Annotated in this window: 15 protein-coding genes, 1 tRNA gene and 1 pseudogene; 6 read left to right on the plus strand and 11 right to left on the minus strand. The window is 67.5% G+C overall.

The window, feature by feature from the left end; genetic code table 11:
• Positions 1–182 precede the first annotated feature (182 nt).
• The 9 genes and pseudogenes from GLP40_RS07510 to GLP40_RS07550 form a co-directional block, all read right to left on the minus strand.
• Positions 183–255 (minus strand) — tRNA-Glu (locus GLP40_RS07510).
• Positions 256–381: 126 nt separating this feature from the next.
• Complete coding sequence (locus tag GLP40_RS07515) at positions 382–702, minus strand: MazG nucleotide pyrophosphohydrolase domain-containing protein (protein WP_154787108.1); 321 nt, start codon at positions 700–702, stop codon at positions 382–384.
• A gap of 549 nt (positions 703–1,251) precedes the next feature.
• Positions 1,252–3,075 (minus strand): annotated as a pseudogene (gene recQ / locus GLP40_RS07520) (DNA helicase RecQ); the annotation flags it as partial.
• A 180-nt stretch (positions 3,076–3,255) separates the two neighbouring features.
• Positions 3,256–4,161, minus strand: a complete 906-nt coding sequence (gene ftsX / locus GLP40_RS07525) for a permease-like cell division protein FtsX (RefSeq protein ID WP_154787109.1) — start codon at positions 4,159–4,161, stop codon at positions 3,256–3,258.
• The gene (gene ftsE, locus GLP40_RS07530; RefSeq protein WP_033090942.1) at positions 4,161–4,850 is read right to left on the minus strand and encodes a cell division ATP-binding protein FtsE; all 690 of its coding nucleotides are present in this window, start codon (positions 4,848–4,850) and stop codon (positions 4,161–4,163) included. The genes ftsX and ftsE overlap by 1 nt, the downstream gene beginning before the upstream one ends.
• 57 nt (positions 4,851–4,907) lie before the next feature.
• Positions 4,908–5,069: a hypothetical protein gene (locus GLP40_RS07535; RefSeq protein ID WP_154787110.1), complete on the minus strand. Its 162-nt coding sequence runs from the start codon at positions 5,067–5,069 to the stop codon at positions 4,908–4,910.
• Position 5,070: 1 nt separating this feature from the next.
• Complete coding sequence (locus GLP40_RS07540; RefSeq protein ID WP_154787111.1) at positions 5,071–5,934, minus strand: mechanosensitive ion channel family protein; 864 nt, start codon at positions 5,932–5,934, stop codon at positions 5,071–5,073.
• Between the two features lie 158 nt (positions 5,935–6,092).
• Positions 6,093–7,211 (minus strand): peptide chain release factor 2, encoded by a 1,119-nt coding sequence (gene prfB / locus GLP40_RS07545; RefSeq protein WP_328289825.1) that lies wholly within the window; start codon positions 7,209–7,211, stop codon positions 6,093–6,095.
• Positions 7,212–7,367: 156 nt separating this feature from the next.
• Positions 7,368–8,225 carry a helix-turn-helix transcriptional regulator gene (locus GLP40_RS07550; protein WP_328289826.1) on the minus strand — a complete coding sequence of 286 codons (858 nt, stop codon included), beginning with the start codon at positions 8,223–8,225 and terminating at the stop codon, positions 7,368–7,370.
• A 143-nt stretch (positions 8,226–8,368) separates the two neighbouring features.
• Here GLP40_RS07550 and GLP40_RS07555 point away from each other — a divergent pair, with 143 nt between their 5' ends.
• Together GLP40_RS07555 and hisN are read left to right on the plus strand one after the other, a co-directional pair.
• The gene (locus GLP40_RS07555; protein ID WP_154787113.1) at positions 8,369–8,965 is read left to right on the plus strand and encodes an NADPH-dependent FMN reductase; all 597 of its coding nucleotides are present in this window, start codon (positions 8,369–8,371) and stop codon (positions 8,963–8,965) included.
• A gap of 116 nt (positions 8,966–9,081) precedes the next feature.
• Positions 9,082–9,867, plus strand: coding sequence for a histidinol-phosphatase (hisN, locus tag GLP40_RS07560; RefSeq protein WP_328289827.1), 786 nt, complete (start codon positions 9,082–9,084; stop codon positions 9,865–9,867).
• Between the two features lie 658 nt (positions 9,868–10,525).
• On the opposite strand, the gene GLP40_RS07565 is transcribed toward hisN, so the two are convergent.
• On the minus strand, positions 10,526–10,789 hold the full coding sequence (locus tag GLP40_RS07565) for a hypothetical protein (RefSeq protein WP_154787114.1): 264 nt from the start codon (positions 10,787–10,789) through the stop codon (positions 10,526–10,528).
• A 232-nt stretch (positions 10,790–11,021) separates the two neighbouring features.
• Here GLP40_RS07565 and GLP40_RS07570 point away from each other — a divergent pair, with 232 nt between their 5' ends.
• The 3 genes from GLP40_RS07570 (at position 11,022) to GLP40_RS07580 (ending at position 15,108) form a co-directional block, all read left to right on the plus strand.
• Positions 11,022–12,410 (plus strand): acyl-CoA dehydrogenase family protein, encoded by a 1,389-nt coding sequence (locus GLP40_RS07570; protein ID WP_407671542.1) that lies wholly within the window; start codon positions 11,022–11,024, stop codon positions 12,408–12,410.
• Between the two features lie 78 nt (positions 12,411–12,488).
• Complete coding sequence (locus tag GLP40_RS07575) at positions 12,489–13,739, plus strand: acyl-CoA dehydrogenase family protein (RefSeq protein ID WP_154787116.1); 1,251 nt, start codon at positions 12,489–12,491, stop codon at positions 13,737–13,739.
• A gap of 421 nt (positions 13,740–14,160) precedes the next feature.
• Entirely contained in the window at positions 14,161–15,108 is a 948-nt protein-coding gene (locus GLP40_RS07580; RefSeq protein WP_230329325.1) for a serine hydrolase, read from the plus strand.
• A gap of 189 nt (positions 15,109–15,297) precedes the next feature.
• Here the strand turns inward: GLP40_RS07580 and GLP40_RS07585 are convergent, their stop codons facing one another.
• Complete coding sequence (locus tag GLP40_RS07585) at positions 15,298–16,083, minus strand: helix-turn-helix transcriptional regulator (RefSeq protein ID WP_328289828.1); 786 nt, start codon at positions 16,081–16,083, stop codon at positions 15,298–15,300.
• Positions 16,084–16,189: 106 nt separating this feature from the next.
• Between GLP40_RS07585 and GLP40_RS07590 the strand changes: the two genes are divergently transcribed.
• Complete coding sequence (locus GLP40_RS07590) at positions 16,190–17,026, plus strand: SDR family NAD(P)-dependent oxidoreductase (protein WP_154787118.1); 837 nt, start codon at positions 16,190–16,192, stop codon at positions 17,024–17,026.
• Positions 17,027–17,171 lie beyond the last annotated feature (145 nt).

Below are 17,171 nucleotides of genomic sequence, written 5' to 3' on the forward strand. Positions count from 1 at the left end.
TTACCAGTGAGTGACCGCCCCGATGCGGGGAACGCGGCCCGGAGATTCCGGAGCGCCCCTTGGTAACGGCCGAGATCAAAGTAGCCAGCGCACCGCATGCGCGCCAATGATTTTCCGTGCGCGAGACGGAGACGATGAAATGCTGAAAGGCCCTTCAGAATTCACTGAAGGGCCTTTCGCAGTAGTCCCGACGGGATTTGAACCCGCGCTACCGCCTTGAGAGGGCGGCGTCCTAGGCCGCTAGACGACGGGACCAGGTCGCTCACTGCGATCCGTGGACCGCGGCAGCTCCGAAAGCTTATCCTGCCGCCGCCCAGCAACCAAATCGCCTGCTAATGGACGTGCGCGAGCTCACCGATACTGCCGCGAGCACCCGGACGATCAGCTCGGTGGGCCTTTCTCGCGCCAGCCCCGGTCGTAGATCACGGCGAGCTTGTCGGCCACCGCGGCGTCGAGATCGATTCCGAGTTCGGCGGCGGCCACCCACGCGGTGATGACCACATCCGCCAGCTCGGCCTTCATCTCGTCGAATGTGCCTGTGCGGCGGGCCTGTCCGGACCAGCGACGGTAGGCGCCGACGAACTCGCCCGCCTCTTCGGCCAGGGCGAGCACCTGGCGATTCGCCGCGCCCTCCGCCGGGAACCCGGCGTCGCGCAGGTGTGCCAGGATCTCGGCCGCGACCTGCGACATGTGGAGTTTCATGGCCACGACTGTCTACTGGTAGTCCGGCGGCAGCTCGTCGTAGTCCGGCGGTGCCTCGTCGGGCCAGGGAATGTCGTCGGCCGGAGCGAAGTCGGACGGCGCCACGGAGTTCGGACCCCGGCCTGCGGCGGATAGTGCGCCGAAACGGGACGGTCGCGGTTCGGACGCAATGGAGCCGGGTGCGGACCCACGGGCAGCCGTCCCGCCCTGCCGCGCGGCGGTGCCCCGCGCACCTGACTCGCGGGCGGAGCCTGCGGCGGTGGCGTACCTCGATCCGGTGGACGAAGCCGTCGGCGAACCGGTCGAAGCGGCCGCCGAGCCTCTGGAAGCCGGTGCGGGGCTTGCTGTTTCGATCGTCGTGCCCGCGGATTGGCCGCCGCCGGCCGAACCACGCGCTGCTGTGCCCGTCGCGACAGCACCAGCCGAGCCATCCGAGGCAGTATCCACAGCGCCGCCGGCGGGCCCCACCGAGTCTCCCCGGGCGGGCTCGGCCGAACCGCTCTGGACAGCGGTAGAGCGGCCGGCGCCGGCACGCGCTGAGCCATCCGCGGCGGCGACCACTTCCAGCACTCCCTCGCCGTACTTTGCGCGCTTGTTCTCACCGATGCCGGAGATGCCCGCGAGATCGGACAGGGTGGCCGGTTTGCGGGTGGCGATTTCGCGGAGGGTGGCGTCGTGGAAGACGACGTAGGCGGGGACGCCCTGCTCCTTGGCGGTGGCGGCGCGCCAGGCGCGGAGCTTTTCGAACAGGTCGGTGTCGGACTGGCCGAGGTCGCCGGCGGCGAGGCGGGATGCCTTGGCGGGCTTGGATGTTCGAGCGGCCTTGGCGCGTTCGGGTTCGCGGCGGAACATGACCTGGCGCTTCTCGAACAGCACCTGGTTGCTGGCCTCGGTGAGGGTGAGCACGCCGTAGTCGCCGTGCACGGCGAGCAGGCCCTGGGCCAACAGCTGGCGGATCACCCCGCGCCATTCGATATCGCGCAGTTCGGTGCCTATGCCGAAGACCTTGAGCTCGTGATGGGCATGCTGCTCCACCTTGGGATTGCGCTTGCCGATCAGAATGTCCACGATGTGTCCCGCGCCGAAGCTCTGGCCGCGTTCCCGCTTCAGCCGCAACACTGTGGACAGCACCTTCTGGGCGGGCACGGTGCCATCCCACGCCTCTGGTGGGTTGAGGCAGGTGTCGCAGTTGCCGCAGCGCTCACCCTGCTGGCCGAAGTAGGCGAGCAGCTGGACGCGGCGGCACTGCACGGTCTCGCAGAGCGCGAGCATGGCGTCCAGATGCAGCTGCAGCTGACGGCGGTGCATGGCGTCGCCGTCGGAGGAGTCGATCATCTTCCGTTGCTGCACAACGTCACTGAGGCCGTAGACCATCCACGCGGTGGACGGCTGCCCGTCACGCCCGGCGCGGCCGGTCTCCTGGTAGTAGCCCTCCACCGACTTGGGCAGATCCAGGTGCGCGACGAAACGCACATCCGGCTTGTCGATACCCATGCCGAACGCGATGGTGGCGACCACGACGAGACCGTCCTCGCGCAGGAACCGCGCCTGGTTGGTCGCGCGGGTGCGATTGTCCAGGCCCGCGTGGTACGGCACCGCCTCCACGCCGTTCGCGGTCAGGAACGCGGCGGTCTTCTCCACCGAGTTCCGCGACAGGCAGTACACGATGCCCGCGTCACCGGCGTGCTCGCTCTGGATGAACGAAAGCAGCTGGTGCTCGGCCCGATTCTTGGCCTCGATCCGGTACTGGACATTGGGCCGGTCGAAGCTGGCCACGAAGTGCTTGGCACGGGTGAGATCCAGCCGCTCGGCGATCTCCTTGCGGGTGGCCTCGGTCGCGGTCGCGGTGAGCGCGATGCGCGGCACATCCGGCCACCGCTCGTGCAGCACCGACAGGCCGAGATAGTCGGGCCGGAAGTCGTGGCCCCACTGCGAGACACAGTGCGCCTCGTCGATGGCGAAGACCGAGATCTTGCCGCGGTCCAGCAGCTGCGCCGTGGCCTCCAGCCGCAGCCGTTCCGGCGCGAGGTAGAGCACATCAAGCTCCCCCGCCACGAATTGCGCCTCGACCGTGCGCCGTTCGTCGGGGAACTGCGTCGAGTTCAGGAAGCCGGCCCGCACACCGACGGCATTGAGCGCGTCCACCTGGTCCTGCATGAGCGCTATCAGCGGCGAGACCACCACGCCCACACCCGGCCGCACCAGCGCCGGAATCTGATAACACAACGACTTACCGCCGCCGGTGGGCATCAGCACCAGCGCATCGCCGCCGGAGATCACCTGGTCGACGATCTCCCGCTGCGGCCCGCGAAAACTGTCGTACCCGAAGGTCTTTCGCAAAACCTGGTGTGCCGGATCACTTCCGGCGTCCATCAGGTTTCCGACCACGGTCTCGACCTCCGGCGCACTCACGCCCGCAATCCTACGGACACCATCCGACACCCGAACCTCGTTGGCCTGTATGCGCCGAACTTCGCGCCCCGTACGGGAAGAAACGTCTTCGTGGAGTGCCCACATGAATGCGGGCACTCCACGAATGGCACAGAATGAAAGTCACTCGCGAACGTAGTACCGCAATGCGGCATACGCCGTGAGAGCGGCGAATCCGATACCGATCGGTGTGACGATCATCGCGACGGCCGCGATATCGTCGCCCGAGATCCGCGGCAGCACCTGGTCGTTGAACAGCGACCCCAGCGCTCGGTTGATCACCAGCGGCTGTGCCACGAACAAACCGGCCACCGCCAGCACCGATCCCACCAGCGCGGCCAGCACCGCCTCCAGCAGGAACGGCAGCTGCGTGTACCACCGCGTCGCGCCGACCAGTCGCATGATCCCGACCTCGGTCTTCCGCGCCAGCGCCGCCACCTGAACCATATTGGCGATCAACAGCAGCGCCGCCAGCGCTTGCAGCGCCGCCAAACCGAAGGCGGCATTGCGCAATCCGACGAAGAAGCTGACCAGCCGGTCCACGATGTCCATGTCATTGAGCACGGTCATGACACCGGGCCGCTTGGAGAAATCGTCGTAGATGGACCGGTATTTGGTGACATCGTCCAGCTTCACCCGGAACGAGGCGGGCAGCCCGTCCTTGCTCACCTCGTCGGCGAGCCCGGGCTGATCCTTGAAGGTGGTCTCCTTGACCTCCTTCACCGCGTCCTGGCTGTTGACGAACTGCACACTCGCCACATCCGAGTGCTTCTTCAGATCGGTCATGAGCGAGGCGCACGGCTGCCCGGTGCAGTCCGGGTCGGTCCGCGAGACCTGATCGTCGAGATACAGCCGGATCTCGACGCGCTGAACGTAGTAGTCCTGGATCTTGTCCGCCATCCGCACCGCCAGCAGACCGCCGCCCAGCATGGTGAGCGACACCGCGGTGGTGAGGATCATGGCGATGGTCATGGTGACGTTGCGGCGCAGGCCGGTGAAGACCTCGCTGAACAGGAACCCCGCGCGCATTACCGGCCCACCCCGTACACGCCCATCTCGTCGTCGCGCACGATGCGCCCGCGGTCCAGTTCGACCACGCGCCGACGCATGGCGTCGACGATGGTGTTGTCGTGGGTGGCCATGACCACCGTGGTTCCGGTGCGGTTGATGCGTTCGAGCAGCGTCATGATGTCCTGGCTGGTCTCCGGGTCGAGGTTGCCGGTCGGTTCGTCGGCCAGCAGTACCAGCGGCCGGTTCACGAAGGCGCGTGCGAGCGCGACCCGCTGCTGTTCACCGCCGGAGAGTTCGCCGGGCAGCCGGTCGGCCTTCCCGGCGAGGCCGACCATGTCGAGGGCCTCGGGCACCGAGCGGTTGATGAATGCTCGTGATTTGCCAATTACTTCCAGCGCGAACGCCACATTCTGTTCGACGGTCTTCTGCTGCAGCAGCCGGAAGTCCTGGAAGACGCAGCCGATGCGCTGGCGCAGTTTGGGAACCTTGCGCCCGGGCAGCCTGTCGACCCGGAAGTCGGCGACCCACACCTCACCGGTGGTCGGCTTCTCGTCCTTGAGCAGCAGTCGCATGAACGTGGACTTTCCGGAGCCCGAGGGCCCGATAACGAAGACGAACTCGCCTTTTCCGATATCGACGGAGACATTGTCCAGCGCCGGCCGCGTCGAGGTCTGATACGACTTGGTGACGTTGCGCAGGGTTATCACGGGGAGCCAGTGTAGCCAGCACGACGCCGCGGCCGACTACACCGCGCTGACTCGGTTTCAGCGTCGGGTGTGCTCCGAAGTATTCGGCAGATAGTTGCTGAGCATTGTGTTCACGATCGGCGGGGTGCTGTTGGTCTCGTGTTGGGCGGGCTTGACGAGGATGTAGAGAATGAAGGTTGCTACCCACACGACGATCAGGATCGCCGTGGACTTACGCATTCTATTGATCAACACCGGCACTGAGACCCTCCCGGCGCAGTGCCGCGGCTACCCGCACCCGCAGCTCGCGCCCCACTTCGAACTGTTTGCCCGGTAGCGTCCGGGCCACCATCTTGATGTTCATCTGGTTGACGGTGAGATCTTCGACACCCATGACACTCGGCTCGTCCAGCAGCAGCGCTTTGAGCTTGCGATCGGCGAAGGCACTGGCCCCCACCTCGTGCAGGATCTCGTTGACCTTGTTGATGTCGGCGGTCGCGGGTACGGGCACGTCGATGGCGGCGCGTGCCCAATCCTTCGACAGGTTGGTCACTTTCACGATCTGACCGTTCGGGACGGTTATCACTTCGCCGTCGGCGCTACGCAACGTCGTGATGCGCAACGTGACGTCCTCGACCGTACCCTCGGCATCGGTCGAATTGCCAGTGACCGCGATGCGCACGACATCGCCGAAGCCGTACTGCCTTTCGGTGATCAGGAAGAATCCGGCGAGCAGGTCCTGGACTATCCGCTGCGCCCCGAAACCGAGCGCGGCACCGAGCACGGCCGCCGGGGCCACCAGTCCGCCGAGCTCGAAACCCAAGCGCCGCAGCACTTCCAGGGAGACCAGGAAGTAGACGAGGGACAGCACCACCCAGGTGATGACCTGCGCCAGCGCGTGCCGATGCTTGGCCGCCTCGGACCGCACCAGCGAGTCGCTGCTGTGGAATCCGGCGTCGATCCGGCGAGTGATCCTGTCGCGCACGAAATTCGCGGCGCGACTGAACAGCATGGCGCCGACGATCAGCAGCACGATCTCGAGGCCGCTGGACCGAAGCCAGTTCCCGAGATCGGCTCCGGTGCCCGCGGCCAAAAGTGTGCCCATTTCGCCTCCGCTTCGCTCCGGCGGTTCGCGGCCCTCGTAACCCCGGTTCTTTCTCCTCCGCTACTCCGCTTCGCTCGCGCTCCAAGGCACAGGTCTATGGAGCCGCGGTCCAGATCGGGGCGGGCCGCGAACATCGGAGTGAGCAACCGAACAAAGGTTTAGTTTGTCGCCTGCTCACGCATGCGCCAGCGGATGCCGGATTCGATGAAAGCATCGATATCGCCGTCGAGCACGGCGGAGGGGTTATTGACCTCGTAGCCGGTGCGCAGATCCTTGACCATCTGGTACGGATGCAGCACGTAGGAGCGCATCTGGTTGCCCCAGGACGCGCCCTCATTGGTCTTGAGCGCGTCCATCTGCGCGCGTTCTTCCTGGCGCTTGCGTTCGAGCAGCTTGGCCTGCAGCACGCGCATGGCCGAAATCTTGTTCTGCAGCTGCGATTTCTCGTTCTGGCAGGTGACGACGATGCCGGTCGGGATGTGGGTGATGCGGACCGCGGAGTCGGTGGTGTTGACGGACTGGCCGCCGGGACCTGACGAGCGGTACACGTCGACGCGGATCTCGCCCTCCGGCACCTCGATGTGGTCGGTGGTCTCGACCACGGGCAGCACCTCGACCTCGGCGAAGGAGGTCTGGCGGCGGCCCTGGTTGTCGAACGGGCTGATGCGGACCAGTCGGTGCGTGCCCATTTCAACGGAGAGCGTGCCGTACGCGTAGGGCACCTTCACCGCGAAGGTGGCCGATTTGATCCCCGCCTCTTCCGCGTAGGAGGTGTCGTAGATCTCGACCGCGTACTTGTGGCTCTCGGCCCAGCGGATGTACATGCGCATGAGCATCTGCGCCCAATCCGCCGCGTCCACGCCGCCCGCGCCGGAGCGGATGTTGACCAGCGCCTCACGCTTGTCGTACTCGCCCGACAGCAGGGTCCGGACTTCCATCGCCTCGACATCGGTGTGCAGGCTGGTCCGCTCGGCGTCGGCGTCGGCGAGCGCCGCGGCGCGGTCCGCGCCCTCCTCGGCCTCGGCGAGTTCGTAGAGCACCGGCAGGTCCTCGAGCCGCTGCCGCAGATCCCGCACCCGTCGCAGTTCGCCCTGGGCGTGCGACAACTCACTGGTCACGCTCTGCGCGTGTTCCTGGTTGTTCCACAGCTCCGGGTCGGCCGCCTGCTGTTCCAGCTCGTCGATGCGGCGAGCCAGCTCGTCGATGTCGAGCACAGACTCGATGGTCTTCAGAGTCGTGTCGAGTTCGGCCAAGTCAGCGGAGACGTCAGGATGCACGATGTTCAAATCTACTACTCCGCCGCTCCGCCGCCTCTTCGAGCCTTCGGCGGACGGCTGAGGGCCGTAGCTGATCAGGCACCAGCGGTTGAGCGCCGAACCGATTTTTGACGACCCATCGGCCCATAGCCCCGCCGCAGGCCCGGACGGCGACAATCAACCCGCGACGGCGCGCAGGCCGCCCGGACGGCGGCCGACGAGGCGGTCGAGGGCGGCGGCGGTGGCGTCGTCGGCGGGGAGGTAGACCATGAGGTACTGGTCGTCGTCGGCGGAGAGGTGGAGGGTTTCGTAGGCCAGGCGGAGGGGGCCGGCTTCAGGGTGGGTGAGGCGGCCGACGCCATTGGTGTCGGGGAGACCGGGGATGGTGTCGAGGCGTCGGGTGAATTCGGGGCCGACGGTGGCGGCGAGTTCGTCGACGAGGGCGTTGACGTCCGGGTCGGCGCGGCCGGGGCCCTGTTTGAGTGTGGCGACGACCTTGTCGGCCTTGTGTTCCCAGTCGGGATAGACGTCGCGGGCGCGGGGGTCGGACAGGACATAGTGGGCGTAGCTGCCGGGGAGGCCACCGTCGAGCAGACCGGTCGGGCCGAAGAGGGCGCGGTAGCCGTCGGTCACCGCGAGGATCTCGGTGAGGCGGTTCATGAGCGCGGCGGGCGCGGGTTCGAGCTGGTCCAGCATGGCCCGCACGGCCGGTCGGATGCGGCGATTGGGTCCGGAACCGCCGCGGCAGTTGAAGTTGGGGTCGCCCGCCTTGGCGAAGCCGAGCAGGTGGACGCGTTGAGCCGGGGTCAGCCGCAGCGCCTCGGCCAGCGCGATCAGCACCGGCGCGGAGGGATGCCGGTCGCGTCCCTGCTCGAGCCGGGTCAGGTATTCCACGGAAACCCCTGCGAGCGTGGCCAATTCTGCGCGGCGCAGCCCGGGCGTGCGGCGGCGCGGCCCGGTCGGCAGGCCCACTTCGGCAGGCGTGACCGCTTCCCGGCGCAGGCGCAGGAACAGTCCCAGCTCGTTCTCGCTCACGATTTCGACGCTAGCAACGGACGCGGCTCTTATGATGTCCCTGCCACTACCACTCTCAGCGTGGTCTCCCTACCGCCCTCGCCGGCTCGCAGAGTTGATCTCGAGCGGCCGACCGGTCGCGCGAATCTCGAAGGAGACCCACAATGACCAGCAGTCCCCTGCGCCTCGCGGTGATCATCGGCAGCGTCCGTGAGGGGCGATTCGGACCCGTAGTGGCGAACTGGTTCGCCGATCAGGCGAGGCTGCACGGCGCGTTCGAGATCGATCTCGTCGACCTGGCGGAGTATGACCTGCCGCACGCCCTGCCCGCGGTGTCACCGCGCATGGAGCCGAACCCGGTACGACCCGGCAATGGCATGGAGCTTGCCCGGCGGCTGACCGCTGCGGACGCCTTCGTGGTCGTCACGCCCGATATCAACCGCAGCTTCCCGGCCTCTCTGAAGACCGCGATCGATTGGCATTACACCCAGTGGGATCGCAAGACCATCGGGTTCGTCGGATACGGCGGCAATACCGGCGGCCTTCTCGCCATCGAAGACCTGCGCGCGGTCTTCAACGAGTTGAACGCCCACACCGTCCGCGACAACGTCGCGTTCCCCCGTTACTACCTCCACTTCGCCCCCGACGGCAGCCTGTCCGATCCCGCCGAACATGAGGACTCCGCCAATCGCATGCTCGACCAACTGCATTGGTGGGCAACCGCCCTCGCCGCCGCCCGCGGCGCCACCCTCGCCGCCTGATCGTCGAGCGGCATACCATCGCGAGGATTCCGGACGAATCTCCTCACCGATGTGCCACTCGGCGTTGGGGACGCGGGACACCACTTGTTAACGGGAACGGACTAACGTGCTGGGGCGTGACCCGATACTCCGCTGACCTGGAACTCGCGCTGAAGCTGGCCGACGCGGCCGACGCCATTACCCGTGAGCGGTTCGGTGCGCTCGACCTGAAGATCGATTCGAAGCCGGATCTGACGCCGGTGTCGGACGCGGATCTGGCGGTCGAGCAAACGGTGCGGGAGATTCTCGCGGCCGAACGGCCGGGCGACCTGGTGCTCGGTGAGGAGTTCGGCGGGAACGTCGAATTCAGCGGGCGGCAGTGGGTCATCGACCCGATCGACGGGACCAAGAATTTCGTGCGGGGCGTGCCGGTGTGGGCCTCGCTCATCGCGCTGCTCGAGGACGGCGTGCCGGTGGTGGGCGTGGTCAGCGCCCCGGCGCTGGCGCGGCGCTGGTGGGCGGCCTCGGGCCACGGCGCGTGGAGCACCTTCGAGCAGGCCGAGCCCCGGGCCATCTCGGTGTCGGAGGTGGCCGAGCTGGGCGCGGCCAGCCTGGCGATCTCCAGCCTGTCGGGCTGGCGGGCGATCGGGCGGCGGGCCAAGCTCATCGCGCTCACCGACGAGGTATGGCGGGTGCGCGGGTACGGCGACTTCTTCGGCTACACGCTGCTGGCCGAGGGCGCGGTCGACATCGTCACCGAACCCGAACTGTCGCTGTGGGATATGGCGGCGCTGGACATCCTGATCCGCGAGGCGGGCGGCACCTTCACCTCGCTGGACGGCGTTCCGGGGCCGCACGGCGGCAGCGCGGTGGCGACCAATTCGCACCTGCAGGACCAGGTGCTGGCGGCCTTGCAGGCCTGATCGGGCCTCTAGCGGGTTGCGCCTCAGCCGAGTTGTGCCGCATGGCGGGCCACATCTCGGACCAGGGGCGGCGGGGCGTGCGGCGGAGGATGATCGCGCGCCCCTGCTCGATATTGTGGATGTTCAGGCCATTGTCGATGTCCCCCAAGGGTTCCGCGTCGGCGCAGAAGCGGCTCACTCGCTCCGCGGGTATGCCGACGACGATCACCGCGCGTGAATCCGCCGGCGGGCCCCACCACCAGTACGCATTGTGGACGCTGTGCGGGGTCGGCAGGCCGTAGCGCCCGCCGAAGCTGTGACAGCCGCGGCCAGCGTTGCCGGAGACGCAGCAGCAGAACGGAATTCGGATCGATGGCCGACATCGCGCGGGCCAGGAGCGGCACCAGCGGCGGCTGATCGGGGTACCCCAGTCCAATCGCCGTCCCGCGGCCAGAAAGTAGAGCTCGTCTCGGTGGTATCCGCAACGGTCGGAGAATGCGGTCATGAATGCCGCGAAAATCCCCGCTGTCCAGTAGGTTTCGCCACCCACGGCATCGGCCGGCCGCTCTTCCATCCCCGTCATGGTCGCATTTCCGGGGCGGCCGGACCACCGGTTCAGCGGGTGTACCCGGCGCGGGCTGCGGTCCCGACGCCGGAGGCGTTGCTACGCCCTCATGTATCAGCCGAGCGGCACGCGGACCGAGCCGAAGTCGATGAACGGCCCGGTGAGAGCGGACGAACCCACATTGACCGAGCCGAGGCCCAGCACGGCTTCGGGACCGGCGCCCGAGTCCACACCCGCGCCTGAACCGGTGGGGCCGATGCCGGAACCGGTGATGCCGATGTCGACGTTCTGCAGTGGCAGCGCTTCGGCGCTGGCGTTGGGGGCGGTGAGGAAGAGACCGGCGGCGATGATGCCCGCGGTGCCGAGCACGATTTTCATAAGTACAACCTCCATCAGGAGCGGGTTATGCGCCGACACCCTAGCCCACTCCGCGAGCTTCTGAAGCGTGTTTGTTTCACTAGATTCGAGTAAACCGATCGGTAGGTTCGAACCACGGCCCTGACCTGCCGGTTCGACAACCCTCGACGACAGTTCTTACTCTGAAGTAAGATAGCCTTACTCAGGAGTAAGATTGCTGGGCAGGATCACCCACCTCCTCGATAGAAAACTGGTGATTATGAGCACTCGAGACACCGCACCAAAGCGGGATACCTCCGCCGTTGGCCTCAACCCGGTCAAACGCGACTGGATGGGCGCGGCGATGCGGGTCATGACGACCATCACGGGATCGGAGCTGGCGGAGAAGTACAAGCTGCGCAAGCCGATCGAACGAATCACTTACGAGGGCACCAAGACCGGGTTCCGCACCCTGGGCGCGGCGACCCGTGTGTTCGAGAAGGTCGCCGGCGGTGGCGCTCCGAAGCGGCTGCCCGCCAACGAGTCTCGCAAGAAGGACTACTTCGACCTCACCCCCACCGACGAGCAGCAGATGATCGTCGAGACGGTGCGCGAGTTCGCCGGGGAGATCCTGCGCCCGGCCGCGTACGAGGCCGACAATGCCGCCAAGGCCCCGCGCGACCTGCTCGAGCGCGCCGCCGAACTGGGCATCACCCTGATCAACGTGCCCGAGGAGCTCGAGGGTGCGGCGTCCGAGCGCGGCGCGGTCACCAATTCGCTGGTGGCCGAGGCGCTCTCGCACGGCGACATGGGCTTGGCGCTGCCGATCCTGGCGCCGAGTGGTGTCGCGATCGCGCTGTCGCAGTGGGGCACCGACGCCCAGCAGCGGACCTACCTGGGCGCCTTCACGGGTGAGAACGTGCCGCAGGCGTCGGTGGTCATCTCCGAGCCGCAGGCCCTGTTCGATCCGTTCGCCCTGAAGACCAAGGCCACTCGCTCGCCCAGTGGTTTCCGCCTCAACGGCGTGAAGACCCTGGTGCCCGCCGCCGGTGACGCCGAGTTGTTCATCGTCGCCGCCGAGCTGGACGGTCGCCCCACCTTCTTCATCGTAGAGTCCGATACCGAAGGCGTCGTGATCGAGGCGGACCCGAGCATGGGTATGCGCGCCGCGAGCCTGGGCAGGTTGGTGCTGAACAATGTCGCCGTGCCCACCACCGCCCTGCTGGGTGACGCCGAGGGCGCGCAGCGGGCCGAGGAGTACGCCGACGCGGTGCGGCTGGCCCGCCTGGGCTGGGCCTCGCTGGCCATCGGCACCGGTCAGGCCGTGCTGGACTACGTGATTCCGTATGTGAAGGAGCGCGAGGCGTTCGGTGAGCCGATCGCGCACCGGCAGGCCGTCGCCTTCATGGTCGCCAATATGGCGATCGAGCTGGACGGTCTTCGTCTCGTGACTCTGCGGGGTGCGTCACGCGCGGAGCAGGGGCTGTCCTTCGCCCGGGAGGCGGCGCTGGCCAAGAAGCTGGCCACCGACAAGGGAATGCAGATCGGCCTGGACGGCGTGCAGCTGCTGGGCGGTCACGGCTTCACCAAGGAACACCCGGTCGAGCGCTGGTACCGCGATCTGCGCGGTGTCGGCGTGGCCGAAGGCGTCGTCCTCATCTGAGCCCGCCTCGTCCCCGCGGCCACCCTCAATCGAGACGCTGCGCGTCGCGGGGCTGAACCTCAACCGGAGAGACCACCAATGATCAATCTCGAACTCCCCAAGAAGCTGCGGGCCAGCGCCAATCAGGCCCACCAGGTCGCGCAGGAGATCTTCCGTCCCGCGTCGCGCAAGTACGACCTGGCCGAGCACGCGTATCCGGTCGAGCTCGACACCATGGCCGCCATGGTCGAGGGCCTGTCGGACTCCGGCTCGGCCGACGTCTCGGGCGCCACCGGCGGCCGCAAGGCCGGCGAGAAGACCGAGGGCGCTGGGTCCACCAAGGACGCGCACGCCACCGAGCTGCTCGGTAACACCAACGGCGGCAATATGTCCGCGCTGCTGAACGCGCTGGAGACCTCGTGGGGCGATGTCGGCCTCATGCTGTCGATCCCCTACCAGGGCCTCGGCAACGCCGCCATCGCCGCGGTCGCCACCGACGAGCAGTTGTCGCGTTTCGGCAAGGTGTGGGCCGCCATGGCCATCACCGAGCCGTCCTTCGGCTCCGACTCCGCGGCCGTGTCCACCACCGCGGTGCTCGACGGCGACGAGTGGGTGCTCAACGGCACCAAGATCTTCGTGACCGCCGGTTCGCGCGCCACCCACATCGTGGTGTGGGCGACCGTCGACAAGTCGCTGGGCCGCGCGGCCATCAAGTCCTTCGTGGTCCCGCGGGATGCCAAGGGCCTCACCGTGTCCCGCTTGGAGCACAAGCTCGGCATCAAGGCCTCCGACACCGCCGAGCTGCGCCTCGAGGACTGCCGCATCCCCAAGGACAACATCCTGGGTTCGCCGGAAGTCAACGTGGAGAAGGGTTTCGCGGGCGTCATGCAGACGTTCGACAACACCCGCCCGCTAGTGGCCGCCATGGCGGTCGGCGTCGGCCGAGCCGCCCTCGAGGAACTCCGCACGGTGCTGACCGACGCGGGCGTCGAGATCTCCTACGACAAGCCCGCCAACAACCAGCACGCCGCGGCGGCGGAATTCCTCCGCCTGGAAGCCGACTGGGAGGCCGCCTACCTGCTGTCGCTGCGCGCGGCGTGGATGGCCGACAACAAGAAGCCCAACTCCCTCGAGGCCTCCATGTCCAAGGCCAAGGCCGGCCGCATGGGCACCGACGTCACCCTGAAGGCCGTCGAGCTGGCCGGCGCCACCGGCTACTCGCAGCGCACCCTGCTCGAGAAGTGGGGCCGCGATTCGAAGATCCTCGACATCTTCGAGGGCACCCAGCAGATCCAGCAGCTCATCGTGGCCCGGCGCGTGCTGGGGCTGTCGAGCGACAAGCTGAAGTAGCAAGCGGCACAACGAGAAAACCGGTGCGGACCGCGTTCGTGGCTCGCACCGGTCTTCTCGTTTCCGGCTAGCTCTGATCCGTGTCGGATCAGATCACCCTGATTCGGGTCGGGTCAGACTCCGAGCGCCTTCAGCGCCGACGCGACTCCCCCGCCGATCCAACGGCCGCGTGCTGTTGTGCTCATTCTTCTCCTGTATCTCCTCAGCCCAGGCAAGGGCTGGCGAATGCCGGCACCCCAGAGGACAAGGGGAAGCCGAACGAATCGGTAGGCGTATCGGTTGACACTCCGCGCTCGGGGAGCAAGGCGGATGTGGCGCGACGAACTGCCGAAATGGCTGCAAACTGGGAGTATTGGGGTTGTGGTTGCCGAAATGTGATCTAGGCGGATAGGTTTCGCCGGTGCGTGGATTCAGTAGGCGGATGCTATTGGGGGCCGGCGCTATTGCCGCCGGGGGGATGATGCGGGCGGGGGCGGCCCGGGCGGGTGTGCCGGTGGTGGGGCCGGCGTTCGATGCGCAGTATCGGGCCATTGCGAAGGTGGCCGGGGGGCGGTGGCATTGCCTGGTCAGTGATTTGGGGTCGGGGAAGCCGGTGCCGGTGGTGGAGGAGGATGCGGACTTCGTCGTCGAGGGGGCCAGTGTGCAGAAGCTGGCCGTGATGACGGCTCTGATGAGTGAGGTGGACGCCGGGCGGATCAAGCTGTCCGACACCACGACTCTCGATGCGGATATGGTGGCCGAGGGCAGTGGGCTGTATCTGAATCAGGCGGCGTTCGGGGATCAGCTCACGGTGGCGAATCTACTGACCACGATGCTGCAGGTGTCGGACAACACCGCGGTGCGGTTGATGTCGCGGTTCGTGTCGGGGGAGCAGATCAACGAGACGCTGGATCGGCTGGGGTTCAAGCAGACCCGGGTGGTGCCGCTGCCCGGGGAGAGCCGGTTCTATCTGGGGAACACGACGGCCCGGGAGAACAACGATCTGCTGTACCGGCTCGCGTCTGGGACGCTGTTGTCGAAGGAGTCGACGCAGGCGGTGCTGCGCATCATGACGTGGTCGGCCGTGGGGTACACGGACGGGATTCGGCGGAACATGTCGTCGGACGAGCGGGCCCGGTTCGCCACCAAACACGGTGCGTCCGAGGACAAGCGGCACGACACGGGGATCATGTTCGATGCGGCGGGCGCGCCGCTGGTGGTGTTCTCGTTCTTCGCCGATCAGGCGCCGGACGCGGACAACTACGGGGCCACGAATCCGGTGGTGGAGGCGCACGCCACCCTGGGACGGGCCTTGATCGACACCTATACGCATCTGTCGCCGTTGCAGTCGTTCATCGATCCGAAGAAGATCGCCTCCGGCGGGCATTGAGCGGAAGCGTCAGCCTGCCAGCGGGTTCCGCATGGCGCTGAAGACCTCGGAGGCGCCGCCCAGGGACCAGCCGTCGTTGACGTAGATGGCCAAGCGGGGACGCCGGCCCGAAGCGAAGAGGTCTCTCATCATCCGATGTCGTGGCGATCAGCGCACAATCGGCCGGTTCGATACCGGATGGTGGCGGGCTCAGGCGGCGGTGAAGCGGACGGCCAGCTGGGTCCGGCTGGTGCAGGCGGTCTCCGCCAGCACCCGGCTGAGGTGCTTCTTCACGGTGTCGACGCCGATGAAGAGCCGCTCGGCGATCTGCCGATTGGTCAATCCGCGCGCGGCCAGGTCGGCGACCTCCCATTCCCGCGGCGTCAGCCGCCAGTTCGCGGTGGCGTCCCGCCGCTCCCGGTCCCGGGCCAGCTGATCGGCGACCAGCGGCGCGAGATGCCGCCGCAGAGCGTGCAGGACGGCCACGTCCCGTTCGGTCACGCGCGGGGAGTCCGCCACGGCCACACCGACATACAGGACACCGGCCGGACCGCCGTCCACCAGCGTGGCGGCCTTGTCGCCGATCCCATTGGGGCGCAGGAAGTCCGTGAGAAACGGGGTGGCCTCGGGCACCTCGCTCAGCCGGATGACGCCGCGGGCGCGCAGCATCTCGATGACCCCTTCACCACGCAGGGGATCCATGTCGATCCAGCGCGCGGCGTACTCGGCGATGAATTCGGAGGTGTAGCCGCCCTGGATTCCGCAGCCCTCCCGGATCGCCTCGCCGAGCGAATCACCGTGCAGCACCGCGACTCCGGTGAATCCGAACCAGCTCTGTAATGCCAGCAGCAGCCGCTCCCGGAACTCGGTCAGATCCCCGGCGCGATCCACGGATTCGAGCACGCCGATCACTCGCCGATGGTCCTCGGCACTCAACGGGTCGCCCTCGGGCAGCGGGCGCGGGCGGCGAGTGGGGTCGGTGAGGGCTCCGGTCACCCGTCCATATTCCACCTTTGGGCCATACCGGGACACGCCGCGCATGGGCAGTCTTGTGCCAACGCCCCGGCGCACCCGGGGGGAGACACGACGAAAGGAAGCGACCATGACTGCACAGAACCCCCGCCGCTGGCTGATCACCGGAGCGAACAGCGGTTTCGGCGCGGCCTTCACCACGGCCGTACTGGCCGCCGGGGAGGAGGTGGTGGCCGCGGTGCGCCGCCCCGAGACCATGGCGGAGGTGGTTGCCGCGCACCCGGATCGAGTTCAGGTGGTGACCCTGGACGTGCGTGACCCGGCCGCCGCCGAGCGGGCCGTGAAGGAGGCCGGACGCGTTGACGTGCTGGTCAACAATGCCGGTTACGGGATCGTCGGCGCGATAGAGGAGACCACCGAGGCCGACCTGCGCGACGCCATGGAGGTCATGTTCTTCGGGCCGTTGCGCCTGACCCAGCTGGTCCTCCCCCAGATGCGGGAGCGCCGCGCCGGCGCCATCGTTCAGCTGACCAGTATGGGCGGCTTCCTGTCCTTCGCGGGCGTGGGCGCCTACAGCGCCGCCAAGGGCGCGCTGGAGTTGGCCAGCGAAGCCCTTGCCGCCGAGGTGAATCCGCTCGGCATCCAGGTGCTGATCGTCGAACCCGGGGAATTCCGAACCGGTTTCGCCAAGCCCGCCGCCCTCACCATCGGCTCCGCCATCCCCGACTACGCCGATACCGTCGGCGCCGTTCGCGACGGCCTACCCGCCTCCGATCAACAGCAGCAGGGCGATCCCGGCAAAGCCGCGGCCGCGGTCCTCGCCACCGTCGGCCAAGCGAACCCGCCGCTGCGCCTGGCCCTGGGCCCCGACGCCGTGGGCGCCATCCGGGGCAAGCTGGCGAGCATGGCCGCCGAGCTGAATGCCACCGCGGATCTGGGCCTGAACACCGGTTTCGACCAGGCCTGAGCTCCAGGAACGCGAACAGCCCGCCGGTCGACCGGCGGGCTGTTCGCACGAAACGCCAGGCTACAGCGACGCGAGCGACGCGCTGCCGCTGCTCATGGTGGCGACGATGTTGGCAAGCACAGCGAGCAATTCCATCTGGGTACCT

Source organism: Nocardia aurantiaca (genome assembly GCF_009708175.1).
GTDB lineage: Bacteria > Actinomycetota > Actinomycetes > Mycobacteriales > Mycobacteriaceae > Nocardia > Nocardia aurantiaca.

Bases quoted from the DNA above. Each gene is read 5' to 3' on its own strand.
- GLP40_RS07515 (WP_154787108.1), bottom strand. From the start codon at position 702: ATGAAACTCCACATGTCGCAGGTCGCGGCCGAGATCCTGGCACACCTG.
- ftsX (WP_154787109.1), bottom strand. From the start codon at position 4,161: ATGCGCGCGGGGTTCCTGTTCAGCGAGGTCTTCACCGGCCTGCGCCGC.
- GLP40_RS07535 (WP_154787110.1), bottom strand. From the start codon at position 5,069: ATGCGTAAGTCCACGGCGATCCTGATCGTCGTGTGGGTAGCAACCTTC.
- GLP40_RS07540 (WP_154787111.1), bottom strand. From the start codon at position 5,934: ATGGGCACACTTTTGGCCGCGGGCACCGGAGCCGATCTCGGGAACTGG.
- GLP40_RS07555 (WP_154787113.1), top strand. From the start codon at position 8,369: ATGACCAGCAGTCCCCTGCGCCTCGCGGTGATCATCGGCAGCGTCCGT.
- GLP40_RS07565 (WP_154787114.1), bottom strand. From the start codon at position 10,789: ATGAAAATCGTGCTCGGCACCGCGGGCATCATCGCCGCCGGTCTCTTC.
- GLP40_RS07575 (WP_154787116.1), top strand. From the start codon at position 12,489: ATGATCAATCTCGAACTCCCCAAGAAGCTGCGGGCCAGCGCCAATCAG.
- GLP40_RS07580 (WP_230329325.1), top strand. From the start codon at position 14,161: ATGCTATTGGGGGCCGGCGCTATTGCCGCCGGGGGGATGATGCGGGCG.
- GLP40_RS07590 (WP_154787118.1), top strand. From the start codon at position 16,190: ATGACTGCACAGAACCCCCGCCGCTGGCTGATCACCGGAGCGAACAGC.